The 25,774-nt window shown below is 61.6% G+C and carries 18 protein-coding genes and 1 pseudogene; 10 read left to right on the forward strand and 9 right to left on the reverse strand.

Annotated features, from left to right (window positions below):
- The first annotated feature begins 94 nt into the window (after positions 1–94).
- The 3 genes from ACNQP3_RS01635 to fdhA all read left to right on the forward strand — a co-directional run bounded on the left by ACNQP3_RS01635 (position 95) and on the right by fdhA (position 3,071).
- Positions 95–727 (forward strand): sarcosine oxidase subunit gamma, encoded by a 633-nt coding sequence (locus tag ACNQP3_RS01635; protein WP_012270121.1) that lies wholly within the window; start codon positions 95–97, stop codon positions 725–727.
- A gap of 12 nt (positions 728–739) precedes the next feature.
- Positions 740–1,597, forward strand: coding sequence for a formyltetrahydrofolate deformylase (gene purU, locus ACNQP3_RS01640; protein WP_179027112.1), 858 nt, complete (start codon positions 740–742; stop codon positions 1,595–1,597).
- Positions 1,598–1,871: 274 nt separating this feature from the next.
- Positions 1,872–3,071, forward strand: coding sequence for a formaldehyde dehydrogenase, glutathione-independent (fdhA, locus tag ACNQP3_RS01645; RefSeq protein WP_012270123.1), 1,200 nt, complete (start codon positions 1,872–1,874; stop codon positions 3,069–3,071).
- A 42-nt stretch (positions 3,072–3,113) separates the two neighbouring features.
- Here the strand turns inward: fdhA and ACNQP3_RS01650 are convergent, their stop codons facing one another.
- Positions 3,114–4,058 carry an RHS repeat-associated core domain-containing protein gene (locus ACNQP3_RS01650; protein ID WP_264316744.1) on the reverse strand — a complete coding sequence of 315 codons (945 nt, stop codon included), beginning with the start codon at positions 4,056–4,058 and terminating at the stop codon, positions 3,114–3,116.
- 91 nt (positions 4,059–4,149) lie between these two features.
- On the opposite strand from ACNQP3_RS01650, the pseudogene ACNQP3_RS01655 reads away from it, so the two are divergent.
- Positions 4,150–4,414, forward strand: a pseudogene (locus ACNQP3_RS01655) (formaldehyde dehydrogenase, glutathione-independent); the annotation flags it as partial.
- A gap of 156 nt (positions 4,415–4,570) precedes the next feature.
- Here ACNQP3_RS01655 and ACNQP3_RS01660 read toward each other — a convergent pair.
- A complete protein-coding gene (locus ACNQP3_RS01660; protein ID WP_264316745.1) occupies positions 4,571–5,521 on the reverse strand; it encodes an RHS repeat-associated core domain-containing protein in 951 nt (316 codons plus the stop codon).
- A 200-nt stretch (positions 5,522–5,721) separates the two neighbouring features.
- Between ACNQP3_RS01660 and ACNQP3_RS01665 the strand changes: the two genes are divergently transcribed.
- The gene (locus tag ACNQP3_RS01665; RefSeq protein WP_179027109.1) at positions 5,722–6,303 is read left to right on the forward strand and encodes a DUF2780 domain-containing protein; all 582 of its coding nucleotides are present in this window, start codon (positions 5,722–5,724) and stop codon (positions 6,301–6,303) included.
- A gap of 234 nt (positions 6,304–6,537) precedes the next feature.
- Here the strand turns inward: ACNQP3_RS01665 and ACNQP3_RS01670 are convergent, their stop codons facing one another.
- Both ACNQP3_RS01670 and ACNQP3_RS01675 read right to left on the reverse strand, forming a co-directional pair.
- Complete coding sequence (locus ACNQP3_RS01670) at positions 6,538–7,911, reverse strand: APC family permease (protein WP_264316746.1); 1,374 nt, start codon at positions 7,909–7,911, stop codon at positions 6,538–6,540.
- Positions 7,912–8,154: 243 nt separating this feature from the next.
- Positions 8,155–9,042, reverse strand: coding sequence for an acyltransferase (locus ACNQP3_RS01675; protein WP_060493166.1), 888 nt, complete (start codon positions 9,040–9,042; stop codon positions 8,155–8,157).
- A 182-nt stretch (positions 9,043–9,224) separates the two neighbouring features.
- On the opposite strand from ACNQP3_RS01675, the gene ACNQP3_RS01680 reads away from it, so the two are divergent.
- The 4 genes from ACNQP3_RS01680 to creD all read left to right on the forward strand — a co-directional run bounded on the left by ACNQP3_RS01680 (position 9,225) and on the right by creD (position 13,516).
- Positions 9,225–9,725: an ATP-dependent zinc protease gene (locus ACNQP3_RS01680; protein ID WP_012270129.1), complete on the forward strand. Its 501-nt coding sequence runs from the start codon at positions 9,225–9,227 to the stop codon at positions 9,723–9,725.
- A gap of 180 nt (positions 9,726–9,905) precedes the next feature.
- Complete coding sequence (gene creB / locus ACNQP3_RS01685) at positions 9,906–10,586, forward strand: two-component system response regulator CreB (RefSeq protein ID WP_060515047.1); 681 nt, start codon at positions 9,906–9,908, stop codon at positions 10,584–10,586.
- A complete protein-coding gene (gene creC / locus ACNQP3_RS01690; RefSeq protein WP_060515046.1) occupies positions 10,586–12,022 on the forward strand; it encodes a two-component system sensor histidine kinase CreC in 1,437 nt (478 codons plus the stop codon). Before creB ends, creC begins: the two co-directional genes overlap by 1 nt.
- Before the next feature lie 165 nt (positions 12,023–12,187).
- Complete coding sequence (gene creD / locus ACNQP3_RS01695) at positions 12,188–13,516, forward strand: cell envelope integrity protein CreD (RefSeq protein ID WP_264316747.1); 1,329 nt, start codon at positions 12,188–12,190, stop codon at positions 13,514–13,516.
- Between the two features lie 166 nt (positions 13,517–13,682).
- Here creD and ACNQP3_RS01700 read toward each other — a convergent pair whose 3' ends face one another.
- The 5 genes from ACNQP3_RS01700 to aceE all read right to left on the reverse strand — a co-directional run bounded on the left by ACNQP3_RS01700 (position 13,683) and on the right by aceE (position 22,402).
- Positions 13,683–14,306 carry a glutathione S-transferase gene (locus ACNQP3_RS01700; RefSeq protein ID WP_012270133.1) on the reverse strand — a complete coding sequence of 208 codons (624 nt, stop codon included), beginning with the start codon at positions 14,304–14,306 and terminating at the stop codon, positions 13,683–13,685.
- 3 nt (positions 14,307–14,309) lie between these two features.
- Entirely contained in the window at positions 14,310–14,978 is a 669-nt protein-coding gene (msrA, locus tag ACNQP3_RS01705) for a peptide-methionine (S)-S-oxide reductase MsrA (protein WP_060493162.1), read from the reverse strand.
- A 165-nt stretch (positions 14,979–15,143) separates the two neighbouring features.
- The gene (locus tag ACNQP3_RS01710; RefSeq protein WP_012270135.1) at positions 15,144–17,834 is read right to left on the reverse strand and encodes a putative bifunctional diguanylate cyclase/phosphodiesterase; all 2,691 of its coding nucleotides are present in this window, start codon (positions 17,832–17,834) and stop codon (positions 15,144–15,146) included.
- Between the two features lie 271 nt (positions 17,835–18,105).
- Complete coding sequence (gene aceF / locus ACNQP3_RS01715) at positions 18,106–19,743, reverse strand: dihydrolipoyllysine-residue acetyltransferase (protein WP_012270136.1); 1,638 nt, start codon at positions 19,741–19,743, stop codon at positions 18,106–18,108.
- Positions 19,744–19,756: 13 nt separating this feature from the next.
- Entirely contained in the window at positions 19,757–22,402 is a 2,646-nt protein-coding gene (aceE, locus tag ACNQP3_RS01720; protein ID WP_060493161.1) for a pyruvate dehydrogenase (acetyl-transferring), homodimeric type, read from the reverse strand.
- Between the two features lie 383 nt (positions 22,403–22,785).
- Between aceE and glnE the strand changes: the two genes are divergently transcribed.
- Positions 22,786–25,719: a bifunctional [glutamate--ammonia ligase]-adenylyl-L-tyrosine phosphorylase/[glutamate--ammonia-ligase] adenylyltransferase gene (glnE, locus tag ACNQP3_RS01725; protein ID WP_060493160.1), complete on the forward strand. Its 2,934-nt coding sequence runs from the start codon at positions 22,786–22,788 to the stop codon at positions 25,717–25,719.
- The last annotated feature ends 55 nt before the right edge of the window (positions 25,720–25,774 follow it).

Here is a 25,774-nt window from a genome sequence, read left to right on the forward strand (position 1 = left end):
TCCACCCTCGCATTCGCGGGTAAACCCGCTCCCACAGGATGCACCACCCGCCATGGCACCGCATGCGACCTACAGAATTCAAGGCAGGTAAGAAATGAGCGCTATCAACGTCTTCCAGCAAAACCCCGGCGCCGAGGCCAAGGCCCAGTCGCCACTGCACCACGCCGACCTGGCCAGCCTGGTTGGCAAAGGCCGCAAGAACGCAGGCGTGACCCTGCGTGAACGCAAGTTCCTCGGCCACCTCACCCTTCGCGGTGATGGCCACAACCCGGAATTCGCCGCCGGCGTGCACAAGGCCCTGGGCCTGGAGCTGCCCGTGGCGCTGACCGTGGTCGCCAACAACGACATGTCGCTGCAATGGGTCGGCCCTGACGAGTGGCTGCTGATCGTGCCCGGCGGCCAGGAACTGGCGGTCGAGCAAAAGCTGCGCGCGGCCCTTGACGGCCAGCATATCCAGGTAGTCAACGTCAGCGGCGGGCAAAGCCTGCTGGAACTGCGCGGCCCCAACGTGCGCGAAGTGCTGATGAAGTCCACCAGCTATGATGTTCACCCGAACAACTTCCCGGTGGGCAAGGCTGTCGGCACCGTGTTCGCCAAATCGCAACTGGTGATCCGCCGCACCGCCGAAGACACCTGGGAGCTGGTGATTCGCCGCAGCTTCGCCGACTACTGGTGGCTGTGGCTGCAGGACGCTTCGGCCGAGTACGGCCTGAGCATCGAGGCTTAAGGAGAGCAGAACATGAGTCGGGCACCGGATACCTGGATTCTCACCGCCGACTGCCCGAGCATGCTCGGCACCGTCGACGTGGTGACGCGTTACCTCTTCGAGCAGCGCTGCTACGTGACGGAGCACCACTCCTTCGATGACCGGCAGTCTGGGCGGTTCTTCATTCGCGTGGAGTTCCGTGCCCCTGATGCCTTCGACGAGGACGGCTTTCGCGCCGGCCTCGCCGAGCGCAGCGAAGCGTTCGGCATGGCTTTCGAGCTGACCGCCCCGAACCACCGCCCCAAGGTGGTGATCATGGTGTCCAAGGCCGACCACTGCCTGAACGACTTGCTGTATCGCCAGCGCATCGGCCAGCTGGGCATGGACGTGGTCGCGGTGGTGTCCAACCACCCCGACCTCGAACCCCTGGCCCAGTGGCACAAGATTCCCTATTACCACTTTGCCCTCGACCCCAAGGACAAGCCTGGGCAAGAGCGCAAAGTGCTGCAGGTGATCGAGGAGACCGGCGCCGAGCTGGTCATCCTTGCCCGCTACATGCAGGTGTTGTCGCCCGAGCTGTGCCGGCGCCTGGATGGCTGGGCGATCAACATTCACCATTCGTTGTTGCCTGGGTTCAAGGGTGCCAAGCCTTATCACCAGGCGTACAACAAGGGCGTGAAGATGGTCGGGGCCACGGCGCACTACATCAATAACGACCTGGACGAAGGGCCGATCATTGCCCAGGGCGTGGAGGTGGTGGACCACAGCCATTACCCGGAAGACCTGATTGCCAAAGGGCGCGACATCGAGTGCCTGACCTTGGCGCGGGCTGTGGGGTATCACATCGAGCGGCGCGTGTTCCTCAACGCCAACCGGACGGTCGTTCTCTGAACAATTCTGGGGCTGCTGCGCAGCCTTGTCGCGACACAAGGCCGCTCCTACAGGCGATCGCGTTCCCCTGTAGGAGCGGCCTTGTGTCGCGATAGGGCCGCAAAGTGGCCCCAGCTTTTGGTCTGCCGTAAAAAGGCATCCCCCTGTCGTTTTCAGTCAGTGCATCTCGCCCCATCAGGCCCACAATTCCCTGCATTCCAGAAACACATGCCGCCCATGGATGGCGGCGCGTTCAACCACCGCTGCATAAATAAAAATCAAGCGAGGTAAGAGCATGTCTGGCAATCGTGGAGTGGTATATCTCGGCGCCGGCAAGGTCGAAGTGCAGAAGATCGACTACCCGAAAATGCAGGACCCGCGCGGCAAGAAGATCGAACACGGCGTCATCCTCAAGGTGGTCTCCACCAACATCTGCGGCTCCGACCAGCACATGGTCCGTGGCCGTACCACTGCCCAGGTCGGCCTGGTTCTGGGCCATGAAATCACTGGTGAAATCGTCGAGAAGGGCAGCGACGTCGAGCGCATGCAGATCGGCGACCTGGTATCGGTACCGTTCAACGTCGCCTGTGGCCGCTGCCGCTCGTGCAAAGAGATGCACACCGGTGTTTGCCTCACCGTTAACCCAGCCCGTGCTGGTGGTGCCTACGGCTATGTCGACATGGGCGACTGGACTGGCGGCCAGGCTGAATACGTGCTGGTGCCGTACGCCGACTTCAACCTGCTGAAACTGCCAGAGCGCGACAAGGCCATGGAAAAGATCCGTGACCTGACTTGCCTCTCCGACATCCTGCCAACCGGCTACCACGGTGCCGTGACTGCTGGCGTAGGCCCAGGCAGCACCGTTTACGTCGCGGGCGCTGGGCCAGTCGGCCTGGCCGCCGCTGCCTCGGCCCGCCTGCTGGGCGCTGCCTGCGTGATCGTGGGCGACCTGAACCCTGCCCGCCTGGCCCACGCCAAGTCCCAGGGCTTCGAGGTGGTCGACCTGTCCAAGGACACCCCGCTGCATGAGCAGATCGTCGACATCCTCGGTGAGCCAGAAGTGGACTGCGCCGTTGACGCCGTTGGCTTCGAAGCCCGTGGCCATGGTCACGAAGGTGCCAAGCATGAAGCCCCGGCCACTGTACTGAACTCGCTGATGCAGGTGACCCGCGTTGCCGGCAGCATCGGTATTCCAGGCCTGTACGTGACCGAAGACCCGGGTGCGGTGGATGCCGCCGCCAAGATCGGCGCACTGAGCATCCGCTTCGGCCTGGGCTGGGCGAAGTCGCACAGCTTCCACACCGGCCAGACCCCGACCATGAAGTACAACCGCCAGCTGATGCAGGCGATCATGTGGGATCGGATCAATATTGCTGAGGTGGTGGGTGTGCAGGTGATCAACCTGGATCAGGCGCCGGAAGGGTATGGCGAGTTTGATGCGGGTGTGCCGAAGAAGTTTGTGATCGACCCGCACAAGATGTGGGGCGCGGCTTAAGGCCAAATAAAGATGCCCTCTTTTGAGGGCATTTTTACACTATCAAGAGTTCGACTTTCTGATCTCGCGCCTGGCATCAGCAGGTAGTGTGGTAGTCGGCCAATTTGGCGTAATGCCTTTGCGCCAAAGCGCTTCGCCAATCTGGGACAATTTCTCATTTTCGTTCATGAGCGCTGCGGCCCTAGCCAGATAATTCAAGGCTGGGGCTCTGTCGCCTTCGTCATGCAGTCTGGTTAACACGCCAATCTCCGCGCGATTGCGCTTGAATGTCTGCATATCCATTGCCCGGACGTGAGCTACTTCAGTACTGCTGCCTGGGTTTTGGAATAGCTCAAACACCCTGATGTGGGTACGCCCTTCAGTGACCGAGTTGTCGGCTTTTACCCTGCGAGGCATCTGCAATTTTGTGTCAATAAGTGCCTTTCGATGAGCTGTTCTGTTGAAATCTAACGGCTTCAACCAGGAACCAGCGGAAATCGCTGCATTCTTGCTAGTCCTCATTATCTGACCATTAGCTAGGTAAACACGCATGTGGCCGCTTTGGTCGCTGCTGTTTACTGGGTCGCCCTCACAATAGCAGTAAGCGTTCAGGCCCCCCTGACCAAAAGGGCTCCAGTTATCTGCAGCAACAAAGCGTCCGAGACGTGGTGAGTAGGCGCGGTATCCAAGCCCAAGCAGATAGCAGTTCGAACCAATGTCGAAAACCTCACCATTGAAGCCAGTCGTAGTCCTTAACGAGGGCAGAGATGGGTCGTGCCCATAGGCTGAGTAAGGGTGGTCCTCCTTATCACCCTCGCTCTCAACACTGAGAACCGAACCCTTATCGTTGGTGGCCAGCAATGCAATGCTGCGGTCTCCATTCGTCTGCTGCTCAGCCAGCGGTTGTTCCGCATTGCGGAAGATGGCGCGATGCTTATCGACTTGTTTCACGGTGATCAGCTTGTCGCCCTGGTAGAAGAAAAGCGAACTGTTCGACGCTTTGCTCATGATTCAAGTCTCTGCCGTGTTGGATAAATGGAGGCTGCTTGATGCCCATTCTGAACAGTCGAAGGGATTTTGATACTGGCAGAAATATCAGGCGTTGGCCGGATGCGGCGCGCTGAGCGTCTGCTTTGGCCAGGGTTGGGCGAAGTCGCACAGCTTCCACACTGGCCAGCCCCTGACCATGAGGTACAACTGCCAGCTGATGCAGGCGATCATGTGGGGCCGGATCAATATTGCTTGAAGTGGTGGGCGTGCAGGTGATCAACCTGGATCAGGCGCCGGAAGGGTATGGTGAGTTTGATGCGGGTGTGCCGAAGAAGTTTGTGATTGATCCGCATAAGATGTGGGGTGCGGCGTAACAACCGTCGAGTAAATAGAGCCCCTCAGATCGAGGGGCCCTTTTCATGACAGATCCAATGCCTTAACTAACCTCCAGGCATATTCCGCTCTTGCAGGCGCGAGCTTGCTTGCGAAGATGCCAGCCTCGGCCCCCAACCGGCAAGAGCTTTGCCACACTACGAGCTCGCTCGCAGTATTGCGTTTGCATTTTCTAAGTCGCTAGTAAGCTGTTTGTGGTGTTCGTTATAAGTACGATATTTTTCTAGGTGGGCTGAGTGCTTGGTTGTTATATCGGTAAGTTTTGTGCGCGCCTCGGAGATGCGAGATTCAATATCAGCTATTGTGTTTTTTACAGCGCGGCGATCTTTGGTCCAGTTAAGCGCGTCAGTATATGTTTTTCGCGAGGCGTTGCCTTTATCTATGATGGCTTCAAGATTTTCAGCTTCTTGTATCGGGCGTCCATGTGAGTGTTTTATTTGATTTATTCTTGCGCGAGTCCGATCGATTTCACCTGTTTGTTCGTCTATGAAACCTTTTAGGTGAATTTTTTCTGACTCGCTCAAGGCCGGAGCAGGTACGAATCTCTTATTACCTTGAATATTTTCCACTCTGTAGAGCTTACCGTTCACGACACGTCTCGACTTGGTCAGCGTGAGTGCTACAGGGGTTCGCAGTGGGTTTCTCGCTTGGCCGGACGGGTCGGTGTAATTAATCGGGTCGTTTGAACAGTAGGCATAAGCATTCACACCGCCTCGACCAAACGGACTTTTCCCGTCTGGCGAAATGAAGCGCATTAACTGAGGTATATAAACTCGGTATCCGTTGCCGAGCATATAGATTGAAGCATGATTTTGCGCTAACTCACCATTGTAACCAAGTAGGAACGGCAGATTGGTTGCATGGCCGTATGGGGAGTATTGAGTGGCTATGTTATTCACTTCGCTCGCGCTGTATATGGAGTTCTTGTCGTCGACAAGCAGTAGTTTTGCTTCGCTTGTTTCAGAAGTTTTTTGGCCGAGGGGCCGTGAATCAGTGCCAAAAATGGTTGTGCTGCTGGAGCTGGAAACTTTGGTTACAGTATTGTGGTTTCGATAGAAAAACGCTGCGGTAGAGGGTTTTCTCTTCATGATCGTTACCTCAAATTCTAAGCACGGCTGATTTGAATTTTTATTATTTAGGAGCCGTCTGCCAACTGCTACTGGCAGAAATGACAGGTCACTCATAGCCCAGCGTGTATTCGATCTTGATCCAGGAACAAACCACTAATGTTGCGGTCAAAAGTCCGTTTCCCAGCCCATCCCATCCATGGCCAACGAGGTCCCTCCCGATGAAAGCGTTCACCTTGGCAACCCTGATGACCCTGGCCGCAAGCCCGGTGTTCGCCTTCAACCTCAGCGATGCCGCCAACGCCGTGTCGGCCATGCAAAACCAGAAGCAGAGCCAGCAAGCCCAAGTGCAGGCGCCCGAGGCACAGGCCAATTTGCTCAACACCCTGGGCAGTGAATTGAAGATCACCCCCGAACAGGCCGTAGGTGGGGCGGGTGCAATGCTGGGGTTGGCGCGCAACAATCTGAGCAGCGATGACTATGGGCAACTGACCAAGGCCGTGCCGGGGCTGGACCTGCTGGCCGGGGCCAATGCGCTGGGTGGGTTGAGTGGGTTGGGCGATTTGCTGGGCAAGAACAGCGAAAGCCAGTCGGCATTGAGCAATGCGCTGGGCAGCAACGTGGAAAACCGCAGCGACCTGGACACTGCGTTCAAGGCGCTGGGCATGGATACCGGGATGATCGGGCAGTTTGCGCCGTTGATTCTGCAGTACCTGGGGCAGCAAGGGATTGCTGGGTCGTTGTTGCAGAACCTGGGTAGCCTATGGACAACCCCGGCGCCGTTGACCCAGCCTTCGGTCTGAGGTTTTTGGGTTGCCAGCGGCGGCTCTATCGCCGGCAAGTTAGCGTCCACAGGTTTTTCGCAGACTTCAAGCCTGGCGCTGTACCTGTGGGAGCGGCCTTGTGTTGCGAAAGGGCCGCAAAGCGGCCCCGGCAATCTTCGAGGTGAAGCGGAAATCCCTGGGGCCGCTGCGCGGCCCTTTCGCGACACAAGGCCGCTCCTACAAGAAAAAGCGGTTTTGCGTCGTCTCGGCAGGTCAGGCCGCTTCGGTGAAATCCACCAGGCGCACCGGGCGGCGGAAGCCTGCGGTCAGTACGGCAAGGTACACAAGGCCTAGCGCAAACCAGCACAGGCCAATCACCAGCGTCAGCGCCGACAGGCTGGTCCACAGCCACAAGGTCAGCCCCAACCCCACCAATGGCACCACACCGTAGCGCAGCAGGTTCTTGGCATTGCGCTGGCTGGTGTCGTCCATCAGATGAGTTTTCACCACCGCCAGGTTCACCGCCGAGAACGCCACCAGTGCGCCAAAGCTGATCAGCGAGGCGAGGGTGGACAGGTCGATCACCAGCGCCAGCAGCGAGAACGCCGACACCAACGCAATGGCGAACACCGGCGTGCCAAAGCGCGGCGACAGGTAACCGAAGCTACGCCGTGGCAGCACGTTGTCACGGCCCATGGTGAACAGAATGCGCGACACCGCTGCCTGCGAAGCCAGCGCCGAACCCAGGCTGCCCGCCACATAAGCGGCAGTGAAGAAGTTGGTAAGGAACTGCCCGCCCGCCTTGAACATCACTTCATTGGCCGCCGCATCGGCATTGGCGAAGCTGCTACCCGGCAACACCAGCTGGCTGACATAGGCCAGCACGGTGAACAGCAAACCGGCAAACAGGGTGGTGAGGATGATCGCCCGTGGCACGTCGCGGCGTGCGTCGCGGCATTCTTCGGCCAAGGTCGAGACGGCGTCGAAGCCCAAAAACGACAAGCACAACACCGCTGCGCCAGCCATCAGGTGGCCGAAGCCCGGTTTGCTGCCGTCACCCAGCAGCGGCGACAGCAGGTCGAGCGGCTGGCCAGCCAAGGCCTGGCAGGACAGTGCGACAAACACGCCGATGAACACGATCTGCGCGCCGACGATCAGGTTGCTGGTCTTGGCCACCGAGTTGATGCCGACCACGTTCAGCACTGTCACTAGGGCAATGCAGGCGAGCACGAAGGCCCAGGCGGGCACTGCGGGGAAGGCGATGTTGAGGAACAGCCCGATCAGCAAGTAGTTGATCATCGGCAGGAACAGGTAGTCGAGCAGCAGCGACCAACCGGCGAGGAAGCCGATGTTGGGGCCGAACGCCATGTTGGTGTAGGAGTACGCCGAGCCCGCGACCGGGAAGCGCTTGACCATGAAGCTATAGGACGCGGCGGTGAACAGCATGGCCACCAGGGTGACCAGGTAGGCGCCGGCAGTGCGGCCCCCCGTGAGTTCGGTGACGATGCCGTAGGTGGTGAAGATGGTCAGTGGGACCATATAGACCAGGCCGAAAAATACCAGGGCGGGCAGGCCGAGGACACGGCGAAGCTGGGCGGGGGCGGGGGCGGGGGCGGGGGCGGGGGCGGAGCGGGGTGGGTTGGCCATTGATCGATCCAAGCTTTTTTGTAGTTGTGCTTTGATCGATTTTTATCCACTTAGGTAGGGTGTGACAAAGAAGTAATCCTAATGCTGATTATTAGCCAAGGTTTTAATTGGATATTTGCACTGCCTGTTCCGGCCAATTCGCGGGTAAACCCGCTCCTACAGGGACCGCACAGTTTTCAAAGGCAATGCAGTACCTGTGGGAGCGGGTTTACCGCGAATTGGCCGGTCCAGAAAACAAAAATCTCAACGCATTTCCTGGCGCAGTTGCTCAATCCGCTGGTCCTTCTCCACCCAAAGCTGATTCACCCAAGCCTGTACCGTCTGCCGAAACTCCGGGTCATTCTCGTAATCACCCGCCCACAATGCCGGGTCCAGTTCGCGCACCTGAATGTCGATAATCACCCGGCTAATGCTGCCATTGAGCAACGCCCAGAACCCCGGTGCCTTGTTGCCGGGGTAGACGATGGTCACGTCCAGCAAGGCATCCAGTTGCTCGCCCAGTGCCGCCAGCACGAACGCCACGCCACCGGCCTTGGGCTTGAGCAGGTAACGATACGGCGACTGCTGTTCCTGGCGTTTGGCTTCGGTAAAGCGCGTGCCTTCCAGATAGTTCACCACCGTCACTGGCTGGCGCTTGAACAGCTCGCAGGCCGCCTTGGTGATTTCCAGGTCCTTGCCCTTGAGCTCGGGGTGCTTTTCCAGAAACGCCTTGCTGTAGCGCTTCATGAATGGGTAATCCAGCCCCCACCAGGCCAGACCCAGCAGCGGGACCCAGATCAGCTCTTTTTTCAGGAAGAACTTGAAGAACGGTGTGCGGCGGTTGAGGCTTTCGATCAGCGCGGGGATATCGACCCAGGTCTGGTGGTTGCTCACGGCCAGGTACGAGGTGTCCTTGCGCAGGTTCTCGACGCCGCGAATGTCCCACTGGGTCGGGATGCACAGGGCGAAGATGGCCTTGTCGATCTCCGACCAGGTTTCCGCCACCCACATCACCGCCCATGATGCGTAATCACGCCCACGGCCCGGCAACACCAGTTTGAGCAGGGCGAAGACCAGCAGCGGGCAGATCAACACCACAGTATTGAGCAGCAGCAGGGTGGTTGTGAGAATGCCGGTCAGCAGGCGACGCATAAAGAAACTCTTGTTGTGGGAGATGAACGATTGGCAATGATAAGCAGCGCAATGGCCTACGCCAAATGTCCAATGCCCGTCGGCAGGGACAAATGTTTCACATTATGTTGGTTAGGCTTGTCACAGCGAACCTATTCAGCCATTGCAGTCTAAGCACTGACCCTTCTCAAGGAAGCCTGCCTGTGAAACCTCTGCTTGCTCTGTTGTCATTGTTGGCCATGCCGGTAATGGCTGCCGAGCCCACGATCTACGGCCGTTACGAGAACATCGCCCTGCCTGAGCTTGGCGAAACCCTGAAAGCCAAGATGGACACCGGTGCGTTCACCGCCTCGTTGTCGGCCAAGGATATCGAACTGTTCAACCGCGATGGCGAGGAGTGGGTGCGCTTCCGCCTGGCGACCAAGGACTCGGACGGCAAGGTGTACGAGCACAAGGTCTCGCGCATCAGCAAGATCAAGGGCCGTGCCGATGAAGAGGAGGAGGGCGATGCGCCGGAAATCTCCAAGCGCCCGGTGGTCGACCTGGAGCTGTGTCTGGGTGATGTGAAGCGCACCGTGGAAGTGAACCTGGTGGATCGCAGCAGCTTCAACTACCCGCTGCTGGTGGGTTCCAAGGCATTGCGCGAGTTCAAGGCCGCAGTCAACCCGGCCAAGAAATTCACCGCTGGCAAGCCTGACTGCTGACCTGAAGCCAGACCGGTCCCCTTGTAGGAGCGGCCTTGTGTCGCGATAGGGCCGCAAAGCGGCCCCACGATCCAAGCGTTGATGCAGATATTGCCGGGGCCGCTCTGCGGCCCTTTCGCGACACAAGGCCGCTCCTACACAATAGTGCGTCGCCATCGACATTTACACAGGCCGCGCACTATGCCCCATATCCTCATTGTCGAAGACGAAGCCGCCATCGCCGACACCCTGCTCTACGCCCTGCAGGCCGATGGCCACAGCACCGAATGGGTGACCCTCGGTAGTGCCGCCCTCGACCAGCAACGCCAGCGCCCGGCCGACCTGATCATCCTCGACATCGGCCTGCCCGACATCAGTGGCTTTGAAACCTGCCGCCAATTGCGCCGCTTCAGCGAAGTGCCGGTGATGTTCCTCAGCGCCCGCGACGGCGAGATCGACCGGGTGGTAGGCCTGGAAATCGGTGCCGACGACTATGTGGTCAAACCCTTCAGCCCGCGTGAAGTGGCCGCACGGGTGCGGGCGATTCTCAAGCGCATGGCCCCCAGGGCCGAGCCCGCGACCGATGCCGCGCTGTTCCAGCTCGACACCCTGCGCATGCAGATCACCTACCGCAGCCAGCCCCTCACACTGACGCGCCACGAATTCCGACTGCTGCAATGCCTGTTGGAGCAACCACAGCGCGTATTCAGCCGCGAACAACTGCTCGATGCCCTGGGCGTGGCCAGCGACGTGGGCTACGAGCGCACCATCGACAGCCATATCAAGAGCCTGCGCGCCAAGCTGCGCCAGGTGGCCAGTGGCGGCGAGCCAATCCAGACCCACCGTGGCCTCGGCTACAGCTACAGCCCGGAACATGCCTGATGCGCCTGGGCATCCGGATCTTCCTGGTGTACTTCCTGTTCGTGGGGTTGGCGGGCTATTTCTTGCTCAACACCGTACGCGAACAGATACGCCCGGTCGTGCGTCAGTCTTCCGAAGAAACCCTGGTAGACACCGCCAACCTGCTGGCGGAGATCCTGCGTGATGACGTCAAGGCCGGCACCCTGAACCAGGGGCGTCTGCCCGAGGTGCTCAAAGCCTACGGCTCGCGCAGCCCGGGTGCGCAGATTTGGGGCCTGGCCAAAAACCAGGTCAGCCACCGCATCTACGTCACTGACGCCAAGGGCATCGTGTTGCTGGACTCCAGCGGTGAGGCATTGGGCAAGGACTACTCGCAGTGGAATGACGTGTTGCTGACCTTGCGTGGCCAGTACGGCGCCCGCTCCACCCGCAGCGACCCCAGTGATGAAAGCACCTCGGTGATGCACGTTGGCGCACCGATCATCGACGACGGCAGGATCATCGGCGTTGTCACGGTGGCCAAACCCAATAGCTCGCTGCAACCGTACATCGACCGATCCGAGCGGCGCTTGCTTACGTTGGGCTTGGGGCTGATCGGCCTGGGCTTGCTGATCGGCGCTGCGCTGTCGTGGTGGCTGGCGCGTTCGCTGCGGCGGCTGGCGCGTTATGCCCAGGCGGTCAGCGAGGGTGAACGGGCCGCATTGCCGCACTACAAGGGGGGCGAGCTGGCGCACCTGGCACAGGCGGTGGAACGCATGCGCACCCAGCTGGAGGGCAAGGCCTATGTCGAGCGCTACGTACACACCCTGACCCACGAGCTGAAAAGCCCGCTGGCGGCCATTCGGGGGGCTTCCGAGCTGTTGCAGGGCGACGATATGCCTGCCGAGCAACGGGCACGCTTTGCCGGCAATATCGAGCGCGAAAGCGAACGCTTGCAGCAGATGATCGAGCGCCTGCTCAACTTGGCCAGGGTCGAGCAGATGCAGGCGCTGGAGGATGAACAGCAGGTGGCGCTGGCGGCGCTTGTCGATGAATTGCTGCTGGCCCATGCGGCGCGAATCGAAGGTGCCAACCTGCACGTGCGCCAGCGTGTGCCTGCCGGGTTGCGTTTGCTGTGCGATCCGTTCCTGATGCGCCAGGCGCTGGCCAACCTGCTCGACAACGCGCTGGATTTCACCCCCGAAGGTGGCGCGCTGCTGTTCGACCTGGAGCGCGATGGTGAGCGGGTCGCATTGAGCCTGTTCAACCAGGGGCACGCGATACCGGCGTATGCCATTGGGCGGGTCAGCGAGCGGTTCTACTCGCTGCCGCGGCCGGGGAGCGGGCGCAAGAGCACCGGGCTGGGGCTGAATTTCGTGGCCGAGGTGATGCAACTGCATGGCGGAGCGTTGGCGGTGGATAACGTTGATGGCGGGGTGCGGGTGCGGTTGTGGTTGCCGGTGCGGCGTATTAGTTGAGATAGCCGGGGCTGCTGCGCAGCCCATCGCGACGCAAGGCCGCTCCTACAGGGACCGCGCAAACTTCGAATAATGCGCGGACCCAAAAACACACAATCTCCACACAAGCTCCCCAAGGCCTCCACGCAAGGCGCAGACACTGCGCCCACTGCCACAGGAGGCCCCATGAACAAGACCCTCGGTTACAAGCTCGGCATGATCGCCGTGCTCATCTTGCTGCTGCTCATTCCGCTGTTGCTGATCAACGGCCTGATCGATGAACGCCAGGCCCTGCGCGACAACGTACTGCGCGACATCGCCCAGAGTGCCAGCTTCGACCAGCAACTCAGTGGCCCGCTGCTGGTGGTGCCTTATCGCAAGTACCAGCGCCGTTGGATCGAGAAGGACGGCGAACGCACCCAGGAAACCAGCACCATTGCCGGCCACTTGTACTTTCTGCCGGAAACCTTCGACGCCGACCTGGGTGTGGACACCGAACTGCGTGCCCGCGGTATCTACCAGGCGCGGCTGTTCCATGCCAAGGGGCGTATCAGTGGCCGCTTCAAGCTCCCGGAGAGTTGGGGCATCGACAAGGACTTCGACGACTACCGCTTCGACAAACCTTTCCTGGTGGTGGGCATCAGCGATATCCGCGGCATCGAGAATGGCCTGGAACTGAGCATCGACGAGCAGAGGCTGCCGTTCGAGGCCGGCACCCAGCTCGACTGGATGCGCGGTGGCGTGCATGCCAGCCTGCCGATGCTGGATGGCCTGCAAGCACGGGAATTCAGCTACGGCTTCGACCTTGCATTACAAGGCACCGGGCAGTTGCACGTCGTGCCGGTGGGCCGCACCAGCAGCGTGGCCATGCGTGCAAACTGGCCGCACCCGAGCTTCGTCGGCAGCTATCTGCCCAACCGCCGCGACATCGATGCCCAGGGCTTCAGCGCTCACTGGCAGACGTCGTTCTTCGCCACCAACCTTGAAGATGCCCTGCGCCAATGCGCCACCGCCGGCCAGTGCGAAGACTTCAACGAGCGCAGCTTTGGCGTGAGCTTTATCGACCCGGTGGACCAGTACCTGAAAAGCGAGCGGGCGATCAAATACGCGTTGTTATTCATCGCGCTGACCTTTGCCGGCTTCTTCCTGTTCGAGGTGCTGAAAAACCTGAGTGTGCACCCGGTGCAGTACATCCTGGTGGGTGTGGCGCTGGCGTTCTTCTACCTGTTGTTGCTGTCGTTGTCCGAGCACATCGGCTTTGGCCTGGCGTATGGGCTGTCGGCTTCGGCGTGTGTGCTGTTGATCGGCTTCTACCTCAGCCATGTGTTGCGCAGCCTGGGGCGAGGGGTGGGGTTTGCGGCAGGGTTGGCGGCGCTGTACGCGCTGCTTTACGGGCTGTTGAGTGCCGAAGATTATGCGCTGCTGATGGGGTCGCTGCTGTGCTTTGGCTTGCTGGGGGTGTTCATGGTGCTGACCCGGCGGCTGGACTGGGCGCGGGTGGGGAGAGCGGCATGAGGGAGGACAGAGAAATCGGGCGGTGGTTGGCCTTCAGGATTGGGCAGCTGTTTCCTGTGATACCGAAGTGAGGCATTCGCGGGTAAACCCGCTCCTACAGGTATGCCGCACAATTTGAAATTGGCGCTGTACCCTGTGGGAGCGGGTTTACCCGCGAAGAGGCCCTTCAGGCCACTGGGGATGTGGCGACCATCGACGGCCGCTTGGCCACTTCGGCATACCACGCAGCCAACCCAGGTTGGCGCTCACGCCAGCCAAACTCGGGCTGACGCAAGTCCAGATACCCCAGCGCACAGGCCACGCCAATCGCCGCCAGGTCGAAACCGGACATCAGCTCGGGCAAATGCTCCTGCTCAAGGTTAGCCAGGCTACGGCGGATCTTGTCGCCCTGCGCCTGCAGCCAGCCGTCCCAGCGTTTTTCCTCGGGCCGCAGGAAGCTTTCATAGCGCGACGACACCGCCGCATCCATGATTGCATCGGCCTGCGATACCAGCGTCATGCGCCGCCAACGCGCCGAACCCTCACGCGGCAGCAGCGGCAGGCCGACGTGTTGCAGGTCGAGGTACTCGCAGATCACCCGGCTGTCATGCAGCACAGTGCCATCGTCCAGGCGCAGGGCTGGGATTTTGCCGATCGGGTTGTCCTGGTTGAGCTGCGGGTCGCCGCTCACCGGGCTGATGTTCACCGGCTGCAGCTGCACGCGCTCGAGCTGGCCGGTTTCGTGCAATACCACCATGACCTTGCGCACGAAGGGCGACAACGGCGAGTGGAACAGTGTCATCGTGGCCATTGTTCAGTTGCCCTGCAGGCTGGGTGGCAGGCAAACGCCGGTGCCGCCAATGCCGCAGTAGCCCTGCGGGTTCTTGGCCAGGTACTGCTGGTGGTAGGCCTCGGCGAAGTACACGGTGGGTGCCTGGTCGATTTCGGTGGTGATCTCGCCGAAGCCGGCCTTGCTCAGCTCGGCCTGGAACGCGTCGCGGCTGGCTTTGGCCTGTTCCAGCTGTTCTGGGCTGGTGCAGTAGATGGCCGAGCGGTACTGGGTGCCGACGTCGTTACCCTGGCGCATGCCCTGGGTCGGGTTGTGCAGCTCCCAGAACATTGCCAGTAGCTCGCGGTAGCTGACTTTGTCCTTGTCGAACACCACCAGCACCACTTCGGTGTGGCCGGTCAGGCCTGAGCAGACCTCTTCGTAGGTGGGGTGTGGGGTGAAGCCGCCGGCGTAACCGACCACCGTGCTGACCACGCCTTCACGCTGCCAGAAGCGGCGCTCGGCGCCCCAGAAGCAACCCAGGCCGAAGATGGCGAAGTCGATGGCGCCTTCGAAGAATGGACCGAGCAGTGGGGTGCCTTCGAACACGTAGTGGAACTCGGGCAGGCTCATTGGCGTTTCGCGGCCAGGCAGGGCCTGTTCCGCAGTTGGCATGACGTTTTTGTTCACCAGGATTTCCGAACGCAGGACCATGGCCGTTCCTCTGTATGGCTTTGAGATAGGGGCTGGGGCATTCGCGGGTAAACCCGCTCCCACAGGCAACCCACAGATTTCGAATACTGTGGCGTACCTGTGGGAGCGGGTTTACCCGCGAAAGGGCCCGTATGGGCTCTATAGTGCCCGAGGTTTGCGTGGCTGTCAGGCCACCGGGCCACGCGGATAGCGCTTCAACCGCTCAGCCAGCTCGCGCCCCGGAATTGGCCGGTCGAACAGGTAACCCTGGCCCACGTCGCAGCGGTGCCGACGCAGGAACGCCAGTTGCTCCGGCGTCTCGATCCCTTCGGCCACCACCTTCAACTTCAGGTTGTGGGCCATGGCCACCACCGCCGAGGTGATTTCCATGTCGTCCTGGTTGTCGGGGATTTCGTTGATGAAGCTGCGGTCGATCTTGAGGATGTCGATCGGAAACTTCTTCAGGTAGCTCAGCGACGAATAACCGGTCCCGAAGTCGTCCATGGCCAGGGTCAGGCCCAGGGCCTTCAGCTCGTCCAGCTGGCGGTGGGTGTCTTCGCTGGCCTCCAGCAGCAGGCCTTCGGTCAGCTCCAGCTCAAGCAGGTGCGGGGGCAGGGCTTCATCCTTGAGGATGGTGCTGATCGACGCCACCAGGTCCGGGTCGGAGAACTGCTTGGGTGACAGGTTGATGGCCACGTGCAGGTTGCCCATGCCTGCCTCGCGCAGTTGCTGGCTCATGCGGCACGCCTGGCGTACCACCCATTTCCCAATGGGAATAATCAGGCCGGTCTCTTCCGCCACGCTGATGAACTGGTCCGGGCGAATCATGCCGCGCTCTGGGTGGTTCCAGCGCAGCAAGGCTTCCAGCCCCAGCAGGCGGCCGCTGCGCAGGCAGATCTTGGGCTGGTAGAACACCTCCAGCTCGTTCTGGGTCAGGGCGCGGCGCAGGTTGTTCTCGACGAACAGCTTGTAGCTGGCTTCGGCATTGAGCACTTCGGTGAACACCTGCACCTGGTGTTTGCCGTTGGCCTTGGCCTTGTGCAGCGCCAGGCCGGCATTTTTCATCAGGCTGGCCGGGTCGACGCCGTGCAACGGTGCACAGGCCAGGCCTACCGAGGCGGTGACGTTGATCAGCTGGTTGTCGACGAACATCGGCTTGTCGAGGGTGCGCAGCAACTGCAGAGCAACGCCCTGGCCATCTTCCAGGCTGGTGTTGTCGAGCAGCACGGCGAATTCGTTACTGGCAAAACGGGCCAGGATGCCACCGGCGTGAAGGCTGTTGCGCAGGCGCCGGGCCAAGCTGATCAGCAGCTTGTCACCGGTTTGGTGGCCAAGGCTGTCGTTGATCCGCTTGAAGTTGTCGATGTCCACCAGCAGCAGGCACATCGCGCTTTCGCCATCACGGGCAAAGCGTTCGTCGAGGCTGCGGATGAACGCCGGGCGGTTGCCCAGGTTGGTCAGGTTGTCGGTGTAGGCCAGGCGCTCGATACGCTGCTGGGCCAGCTTGGTCTGGGTGACGTCTTCGTAGATGCCGATGTAGTGGGTCAGCTCACGGTTGTCACCGTACACCTTGGAAATCGACAACTGCCCCCAGTACGGCTCCAGGTTCTTGCGCCGGCTCTTGAACTCGCCCTGCCAGCTGTTGCCCATGGCCAGGCTCGACGGCGAGTCGAACAGCAGTTCGCTGAGGTTTTCCAGCGCTGGCAGCTCAGCCAGCTGGCGGCCCTGCACTTCGTCGGTGCTGTACTGGGTGATGGCGGTGAAGCTTGGGTTGACGTACTCCACCCGGCCGTCGCGGTTGACCAGCAGGAAGGCGCTGGCGCTTTGCTCGACCGCACGTTGGAACAGGTGCAGGGCGTTGGTGGCAGCGCGGCGGTTGTGGTTGGTGATGACCTGGGCGAACTGGTCGGCCAGCTCGCCGGCAAAGGCAATTTCGTCCGACTGCCAGGCCCGTGCCTGGCCGGTCTGCTCCAGGCACAGCACGCCGACCACCTGGCCATCGACGCGGATACTGGCGTCGAGCATGGCCTTGTTTTCCGGGCGCATGCTTTGCGCCAGGGCGCGGGTGCGTGGGTCGTGGCCGGCGTTGTGGGCGTCGATGGCGCGGCTGGCGTGCAGCGCGTCGAGGTAGTCGGGGAAGCGGCTGGCATCGATGGCTTCGGGCTGGCGATGCTCCTGCGCATCGCGGTACCAGGCGATGATCGGTTCCAGGCGCTGGTCTTCCAGGTGCCAGATACTGGCGCTGTCGACCTTGTAGATTTCGCAGGCACTCTGGGTAATCAGCTGGGCCGCTTCCAGCAGCGAGTTGCCGGCGCTGTAGCGCTGGCGGGCCAGGCGCAGGATCAGGTCCTGCTGGCCACGCACACGCTCCAGGTGTTCCAGTTGCTCTTGCTGGGCGCGCTGGTTCAGTTGCAGGGCCAGTTGCAGGCGGTTGTTGCGTGATTCCAGGTCGCTGGCGCCGGGTTCGCCGGTGTCGTCCTGTTGGTCGTCGAGCACGCTCAGGTAACCGCGCAGCAACTGGCGGTTGTGCTGCTTGTAGGCTTCACCGGCCTCCAGCAAGCGCATCGACGCACTTGGGGTGTGCAGGGTATAGCGCACGCGGTAGTAGCCGCGCTGGGCCAGCTGCAGCTGGATCTCGTCGTGCAGCCGGTAGCGTGCTTCGGGCTCCATCAGGCTGGCGTACGGGGCGTCTACCAGGGCGCACAGGTCGCCGGCCTGCAGGCCGAACTGACGCTCGCAGGCCGGGTCCAGGTAGAGCATGGCCCAAGTGGCTTCGTTGAGCCTTTCGAAACGCAGCATGCCCAGCCGCGAAGGCACGGGTAACTGCGTCACGACCTCGGCCGCCACACGGCTGGCGGCATCGGGTTGGCTTTTCATCGAAGACTCGCTTGAAGAGGGAACGCGGCCCTTGGGCGGCGTTGGATCTGGCAAGGTTGCATCATGTCCCGAGGGCTGGCAAGCGGCCATGTGCGATGCTGTGGACGGGTTATCGGCTGTCTGGTCGGGAATATTAGTTCGCCTTGAGATTTTTGGCGTCCGGGGATCCCAATCGGCGGAAAAAAAAAGCCCCGCCAATCGACGGGGTTGAGGTACGAGCGTGGCAGCTCGAAAAGGGTACTGCCCCTGCACGCAGGGGCAGTGGGCAGCTTTACAGCAGCATGGTGCGGATATCGCCCAGCACGTCGCCCAGGCGCTTGGTGAAGCGCGCAGCGGCAGCGCCGTTGATCACACGGTGATCGTAGGACAGCGACAGCGGCAGCATCAGCTTCGGCTGGAACGCCTTGCCATCCCAGACCGGCTGCATGGTCGCCTTGGAGACGCCCAGGATAGCCACTTCCGGCGCGTTGACGATCGGCGTGAAGCCGGTGCCGCCAATGTGGCCGAGGCTGGAGATGGTGAAGCAAGCGCCTTGCATCTCGTCGGCCGACAGCTTCTTGGTGCGGGCTTTTTCAGCCAGCGCCGCGGCTTCGGCGGCCAGTTGCAGCAGGCTCTTCTGGTCGACGTTCTTGATCACAGGGACCAGCAGACCATCCGGGGTGTCCACGGCGAAGCCGATGTTCACGTACTTCTTGCGGATGATGGCCTTGCCGCTTGGCGCCAGCGAGCTGTTGAAGTCCGGCAGTTCCTTGAGCAGGAAGGCGCAGGCCTTGAGCAGCAGTGGCAGCACGGTCAGCTTCACGCCAGCCTTCTCGGCCACGGCCTTCTGCGCAACGCGGAAGGCTTCCAGCTCGGTGATGTCGGCGGAGTCGAACTGGGTCACGTGCGGCACGTTCAGCCAGCTGCGGTGCAGGTTGGCGGCACCGACCTGCATCAGGCGGGTCAGGGCCACTTCTTCCACTTCACCGAACTTGCTGAAGTCCACGGCAGGGATCGGCGGGATGCCAGCGCCGCCGGTTGCACCAGCAGCTGCCGGCGCTTCCTTGGCCTTCTGCATCATCGCCTTGACGTAGACCTGCACGTCTTCTTTCAGGATGCGGCCGTGCGGGCCAGTGGCCGCGACTGCGCCCAGGTCGACACCGAATTCACGGGCCAGCTGACGAACAGCCGGGCCTGCGTGAACCTTGGCGTTGCTGCCTGCGGCCGGTGCGGTAGCAGCCGGTGCAGGGGCTGCAGCCGGGGCGGCAGCGGCAGGTGCGGCGGCCGGAGCAGCCTCAGCCTTGGCCGGGGCAGCAGCTGCGGCAGGTGCCGGAGCGGCAGCAGGTGCAGCGCCAGCAACCTTGAGCTTGAAGATCAGGTCGCCAGTGCCGACTTCGTCTTCCAGCTTGCACAGGACTTCTTCGACCACGCCGGCAGCCGGCGACGGGATTTCCATGGAGGCCTTGTCGGACTCCAGGGTAATCAGCGACTGGTCGGCTTCGACGGTGTCGCCGACCTTGACCAGCACTTCGATGATCTTGGCCTTGCCCGACGAGCCGATGTCCGGCACGTGGATGTCCTGCACGCTGGCGGCAGCCGGAGCTGCGGCCGGAGCAGGGGCGGCTTCGGCGGCAGGCGCTGGAGCAGCAGCCGGCGCAGCGGCAGCGGCCGGAGCCTCAGGGGCCGCAGCAGCGGCGCCCTCGGCTTCCAGAACCAGCAGCTCGTCGCCTTCTTTCAGGCGATCGCCCAGCTTGACCTTCAGTTCCTTGATGACGCCGGCCTTGGGGGCCGGGATTTCCATTGAGGCCTTGTCGGACTCCAGGGTCAGCAGGCTCTGGTCAGCCTCGATACGGTCACCGACTTTGACGAACAGCTCGATGATTTCACCTTCACCGCTGCCGATGTCAGGTACGCGAATGAGTTCGCTCACTTAAAAATACTCCTCAGCAGTCCAGTGGGTTGCGCTTGTCCGGGTCGATACCGAACTTGACGATAGCGTCTGCAACAACCTTAGGTTCGATCTCGCCACGGTCAGCCAGGGCTTCCAGGGCAGCCAGCACCACGAAGTGGCGGTCGACTTCGAAGAAGTGACGCAGCTTCTTGCGGCTGTCGCTGCGACCGTAACCGTCGGTACCCAGAACCTTGAACTCTTTGCTCGGTACCCACTGGCGAATCTGCTCGGCGAACAGCTTCATGTAGTCGGTAGAGGCGATGACCGGGCCTTTGCGGCCGTTCAGGCATTCTTCGACGTAAGTCTGCTGTGGCTTCTGGCCAGGCTTCAGGCGGTTGGCGCGTTCCACGGCCAGGCCGTCGCGACGCAGTTCGTTGAAGCTGGTGACGCTCCACACGTCGGCACCGACGTTGAACTCTTCACGCAGGATCTTCGCCGCTTCGCGGACTTCGCGCAGGATGGTGCCGGAGCCCATCAGCTGTACGTGGTGCGCGGCTTCGCGGGTGTCTTCTTCGAGCAGGTACATGCCCTTGATGATGCCTTCCTCGACACCGGCCGGCATGGCTGGCTGCTGGTAGGATTCGTTCATCACGGTGATGTAGTAGAAGATGTCCTGTTGTTCTTCGGTCATCTTCTTCATGCCGTCCTGGATGATCACCGCCAGCTCGTAGCCGTAGGTTGGATCGTAGGTGCGGCAGTTCGGGATGGTGCCCGCCATCATGTGGCTGTGACCGTCTTCGTGCTGCAGGCCTTCACCGTTGAGGGTGGTACGGCCGGCGGTACCGCCGATCAGGAAGCCACGGGTGCGGCTGTCGCCAGCGGCCCAGGCCAGGTCGCCAATACGCTGGAAGCCGAACATCGAGTAGAAGATGTAGAACGGCAGCATCGGCTGGTTGTGGCAGCTGTACGAGGTACCGGCAGCGATGAACGACGACATGGCGCCGGCTTCGTTGATGCCTTCCTCGAGGATCTGGCCCTTCTTGTCTTCGCGGTAGAACATCACCTGGTCTTTATCGACTGGCTCGTAGAGCTGGCCGACCGAGGAGTAGATGCCCAACTGGCGGAACATGCCTTCCATACCGAAGGTACGGGCTTCGTCCGGGATGATCGGGACGATGCGCTGGCCGATTTCCTTGTCCTTGACCAGCTGCGCCAGAATACGCACGAAGGCCATGGTGGTGGAGATTTCACGGTCGCCCGAGCCGTCCAGGATCGCTTTCAGCGTTTCCAGGGATGGGGTCGGTACGCTGAAGCTCTTGGCACGGCGCTGCGGCACGAACCCACCCAGGGCTGCGCGGCGCTCGGCCAGGTACTTGGCTTCGGCGGAACCTTCTTCCGGCTTGAAGAACGGCAGGTTCTCAAGGTCGGCATCCTTGACCGGGATGTCGAAGCGGTCACGGAAGTGACGCAGGCTGTCGACGTCGACCTTCTTGGTGTTGTGCGCGGTGTTCTTGGCTTCGCCAGCACCGGTGCCGTAACCCTTGATGGTCTTGGCCAGAATGACGGTCGGCTGCTCTTTGTGGTTCACAGCCTGGTGGTAGGCCGCGTAGACCTTGTACGGGTCGTGGCCGCCACGGTTGAGCTTCCAGATCTCTTCGTCGGACAGGTCTTCGACCATGGCCTTGAGCTCTGGGGTGTTGAAGAAGTTCTCACGAACGTACGCGCCGTCTTTGGCTTTGTAGTTCTGGTACTCGCCGTCGATGACTTCGTCCATGCGGCGCTGCAGGGCACCGTTGGTGTCCTTGGCCAGCAGTGGGTCCCAGAAACGGCCCCAGACGACTTTGTTGACGTTCCAGCCACCGCCACGGAACACGCCTTCGAGTTCCTGGATGATCTTGCCGTTGCCGCGAACCGGGCCGTCGAGGCGCTGCAGGTTGCAGTTGATGACGAAGATCAGGTTGTCCAGCTTCTCACGGCCGGCCAGGGCGATTGCGCCCAGGGATTCCGGCTCGTCGCACTCGCCGTCGCCCATGAAGCACCAGACCTTCTGCTTGCCGGCCGGGATGAAGCCACGGGCTTCCAGGTACTTCATGAAGCGTGCCTGGTAGATAGCCTGGATCGGGCCCAGACCCATCGATACGGTCGGGAACTGCCAGAAGTCAGGCATCAGCCATGGGTGCGGGTACGAAGACAGGCCGTTGCCGTCCACTTCCTGACGGAAGTTGTTCATCTGGTCTTCGTTGATGCGGCCTTCCATGAAGGCACGGGCGTAGACGCCTGGCGAAGCGTGGCCCTGGAAGAAGATCAGGTCGCCACCGTGTTCTTCGGTCGGGGCCTGGAAGAAGTAGTTGAAGCCGATGTCGTACAGGGTGGCACTGGAGGCGAAGCTGGAGATGTGTCCGCCCAGGTCCGAGTCTTTCAGGTTGGTGCGCATGACCATGGCCAAGGCGTTCCAACGCACCATCGAGCGAATGCGGCGTTCCATGAACAGGTCGCCAGGCATGCGTGCTTCGTGGGTGACAGGGATGGTGTTGCGGTATGGCGTGGTGATCGCATACGGCAGCTGGGAGCCACTGCGGGTGGCCAGCTCGCCCATACGGGTCATCAGGTAATGAGCGCGGTCTTCGCCTTCTTTGTCGAGGACCGACTCCAGGGCATCCAGCCATTCCTGGGTTTCGATTGGATCGAGGTCTTGCATGGCTTGCTCCAGGGCGGAAAGGCAACCAGAATCGATTGCCTGAGATTGCGACTGGCCTTATGGGCAGACGTCGTGAATTCTTGGATTACCGGGGTGTCTTCCGGCGCGTTGTAGTTTTACTACATTTGCGTTCGCATTTCATGCTTTTGCACGACACGAGTAGTAGTAAAACTACATTTGTGCGACGTTTGGTCGCACCTTGGCTTGTGAGGAAAAACGTTCATGTTGGTTGGCATTGTGTCGCGAACGGGTGGTTCTTGATGTTTGTTGCCAAGTTTTCGTTTTTTTCAGCTATTTCCAACTTTTGTACGACAGTCCAACCGTGGTCCGGCTTCCCCTTGGCCGCTTTTCCCCCTCTATTTCACGCCGATCAAGGATAGACCATGCGCCTACCTTTGCCCTCCGATCTGCCCGTCACCCTGCAACCACTGGTCGTTCGCAACCGGCAATTCATCAGCGATGCCGTGGCTGCCCACCCCGATCTTGACCTGAACGGTTGGAGCCCAGCCCATCGGCAACAGTTCGATCAGGTTGCCGCCGCCAGCGATTATGTCCTGGGGGTGGCCCAGCGCGACCCGGCCATGCTGTTTGCCCTGCTGGCCAGTGGCGAGTTGGAGCGGCGTTACGCCCCGGGTGAGTTGCGCGGGCAAATTGCCGAGGCTGCCCAGGCGGCGCAGAGCGAAGACGAACTGGCGCGTAACCTGCGCCGCGCGCGCAACCGCCAGCAGCTGCGCATCATCTGGCGCGACATCACCCGCCAAGCCGAGCTGGGCGAAACCTGCCGCGACCTGTCGGACCTGGCCGATGCGGCCATCGACGAAGCCTACCAATGGCTGTATCCGCGCCATTGCCAGCAGTTCGGCACGCCCATCGGCAACCGCAGCGGCCAGCCGCAGCACATGGTGGTGCTGGGCATGGGCAAGCTTGGGGCGGTGGAGCTGAACCTGTCGTCGGACATCGACCTGATCTTCGGCTTCCCCGAAGGCGGCGAAACCGAAGGGGTGAAGCGCTCGCTGGATAACCAGGAGTTCTTTACCCGCCTTGGCCAACGGCTGATCAAGGCACTGGACCCAGTGACCGTCGACGGCTTTGTGTTCCGCGTCGACATGCGCCTGCGCCCGTATGGTTCGGCCGGCGCACTGGTGCTCAGCTTCAACGCACTGGAGCAGTACTACCAGGACCAGGGCCGCGACTGGGAGCGCTACGCGATGATCAAGGCGCGGGTAGTGGCGGGCGACCAGGCCGCCGGCGCGCAGTTGCAGGAAGTACTGCGCCCGTTCGTGTACCGCCGATACCTGGATTTTTCCGCGATCGAAGCGCTGCGCACCATGAAGCAACTGATCCAGCAGGAAGTGCGGCGCAAGGGCATGGCCGACAACATCAAGCTGGGTGCCGGTGGCATCCGAGAGGTGGAATTCATCGCCCAGGCCTTCCAGCTGATCCACGGCGGGCGCGACCTCAGCCTGCAGCAGCGGCCGTTGCTCAAAGTGCTGGCCACGCTGGAAGGCCAGGGTTATCTGCCGCCGGCAGTGGTCGCCGAGCTGCGCGAGGGCTATGAATTCCTGCGTTACACCGAGCACGCCATCCAGGCCATCGCCGACCGCCAGACGCAGATGCTGCCCGAGAGCGAGACCGACCAGGCGCGGGTGGCGTATATCCTTGGCTTTGCCGACTGGCAGAGCTTCCACGACCAGCTGATGTACTGGCGTGGCCGTATCGACTGGCACTTCCGCCAGGTCATCGCCGACCCGGATGATGAAGACGGCGAGGGCGAGCTGGTGGTGGGGGGCGAGTGGTCGCCGCTGTGGGAGCAGGCGCAGGATGAAGAAGCCGCTGGCCGGCAGCTGCAAGAAGCCGGCTTCAAACAGCCCGTCGAGGCCTTGCGGCGCTTGGCCGGGTTGCGCTCCAGCCCACAGCTGCGCTCGATGCAGCGCATTGGCCGTGAGCGCCTGGACGCATTTATTCCACGGTTGCTGGCCCAGGCGGTGGAGCATGACAACCCCGACCTGGTGCTGGAGCGGGTGTTGCCGCTGGTCGAGGCCGTGGCGCGGCGCTCGGCCTACCTGGTGCTGCTGACCGAAAACCCAGGTGCCTTGCGCCGCCTGCTGACCCTGTGCGCTGCCAGCCCATGGATTGCCGAGCAGATCGCGCTCTACCCGCTGCTGCTTGATGAGCTGCTCAATGAAGGCCGCTTGTTCAGCCCGCCCTTGGCGCCAGAGCTGGCCAGTGAGCTGCGCGAACGCCTGACGCGTATCCCCGAGGACGACCTCGAGCAGCAGATGGAAGCGCTGCGCCACTTCAAACTGGCCCATAGCCTGCGCGTAGCTGCTTCGGAAATCAGCGGCAACCTGCCGCTGATGAAAGTCAGCGACTACCTGACCTGGCTGGCCGAAGCCATTCTCGACCAGGTGCTGGCCCTGGCCTGGCGCCAGACCGTGGCCCGCCACGGCCAGCCCAAGCGCAGCGACGGCAGCCTGTGCGACCCCGGGTTCATCATCATTGGTTACGGCAAGGTCGGCGGCCTGGAGCTTGGCCACGGTTCGGACCTGGACCTGGTGTTTATCCATGACGGCGACCCGCAGGCCGAAACCGACGGCGCCAAGCCGATCGACAGCGCGCAGTTCTTCACGCGCCTGGGCCAGCGCATCATTCACTTGCTGACCACCCAGACCAACTCGGGCCAGCTGTATGACGTGGACATGCGTTTGCGCCCGTCCGGCGCCTCGGGGCTGCTGGTCAGCTCGCTGGGCGCGTTCGAGCGTTACCAGCAGAACGAGGCCTGGACCTGGGAACACCAGGCGCTGGTACGGGCGCGGGTGCTGGTGGGCTGCAAGCAGGTCGGCACGGCGTTCGAAGGTGTGCGCGCCAAGGTGCTCGGCCAGCCCCGCGACCTGGAAAAACTGCGCGGCGAAGTGAGTGACATGCGCGCCAAGATGCGTGACAACCTGGGTACCAAGGCGACGGCTGCCGGTACTGCGGCCAACGCCTTCGAGGCCGGTGTGCCCTTCGATATCAAGCAGGATGCAGGCGGTATCGTCGATATCGAATTTATGGTGCAATACGCCGCTTTGGCCTGGTCCCACGACCACCCGGCCATACTCCGATGGACCGATAACATCCGCATTCTGGAAGAGCTGGAGCAGGCGAACTTGATGCCGGCCAGTGACGCGGTGCTGTTGCGTGAAGTGTACAAGGCGTTCCGCTCGGCTTCGCACCGCCAGGCTTTGCAGAAGCAGGCCGGGGTGATCGATGCGGCGCAGTTTGCCGACGAGCGCCGCGAAGTGCGGCGGATCTGGGGTGAATTGGGGTTGGCTTGAAGGTCCCGCAGGGGCCGCGATCAGCCATGGACCTGCCTGAGTGGTACACTGTCCG

This window comes from Pseudomonas sp. LFS074 (assembly GCF_047978165.1).
GTDB lineage: Bacteria > Pseudomonadota > Gammaproteobacteria > Pseudomonadales > Pseudomonadaceae > Aquipseudomonas > Aquipseudomonas putida_P.

Bases quoted from the DNA above. Each gene is read 5' to 3' on its own strand.
- ACNQP3_RS01710 (WP_012270135.1), bottom strand. From the start codon at position 17,834: ATGAAAAGCCAACCCGATGCCGCCAGCCGTGTGGCGGCCGAGGTCGTG.
- creD (WP_264316747.1), top strand. From the start codon at position 12,188: ATGAACAAGACCCTCGGTTACAAGCTCGGCATGATCGCCGTGCTCATC.
- fdhA (WP_012270123.1), top strand. From the start codon at position 1,872: ATGTCTGGCAATCGTGGAGTGGTATATCTCGGCGCCGGCAAGGTCGAA.
- creB (WP_060515047.1), top strand. From the start codon at position 9,906: ATGCCCCATATCCTCATTGTCGAAGACGAAGCCGCCATCGCCGACACC.
- ACNQP3_RS01635 (WP_012270121.1), top strand. From the start codon at position 95: ATGAGCGCTATCAACGTCTTCCAGCAAAACCCCGGCGCCGAGGCCAAG.
- purU (WP_179027112.1), top strand. From the start codon at position 740: ATGAGTCGGGCACCGGATACCTGGATTCTCACCGCCGACTGCCCGAGC.
- ACNQP3_RS01700 (WP_012270133.1), bottom strand. From the start codon at position 14,306: ATGGCCACGATGACACTGTTCCACTCGCCGTTGTCGCCCTTCGTGCGC.
- msrA (WP_060493162.1), bottom strand. From the start codon at position 14,978: ATGGTCCTGCGTTCGGAAATCCTGGTGAACAAAAACGTCATGCCAACT.
- aceE (WP_060493161.1), bottom strand. From the start codon at position 22,402: ATGCAAGACCTCGATCCAATCGAAACCCAGGAATGGCTGGATGCCCTG.
- creC (WP_060515046.1), top strand. From the start codon at position 10,586: ATGCGCCTGGGCATCCGGATCTTCCTGGTGTACTTCCTGTTCGTGGGG.
- glnE (WP_060493160.1), top strand. From the start codon at position 22,786: ATGCGCCTACCTTTGCCCTCCGATCTGCCCGTCACCCTGCAACCACTG.
- ACNQP3_RS01650 (WP_264316744.1), bottom strand. From the start codon at position 4,058: ATGAGCAAAGCGTCGAACAGTTCGCTTTTCTTCTACCAGGGCGACAAG.
- ACNQP3_RS01675 (WP_060493166.1), bottom strand. From the start codon at position 9,042: ATGCGTCGCCTGCTGACCGGCATTCTCACAACCACCCTGCTGCTGCTC.
- ACNQP3_RS01665 (WP_179027109.1), top strand. From the start codon at position 5,722: ATGAAAGCGTTCACCTTGGCAACCCTGATGACCCTGGCCGCAAGCCCG.
- ACNQP3_RS01660 (WP_264316745.1), bottom strand. From the start codon at position 5,521: ATGAAGAGAAAACCCTCTACCGCAGCGTTTTTCTATCGAAACCACAAT.
- ACNQP3_RS01670 (WP_264316746.1), bottom strand. From the start codon at position 7,911: ATGGCCAACCCACCCCGCTCCGCCCCCGCCCCCGCCCCCGCCCCCGCC.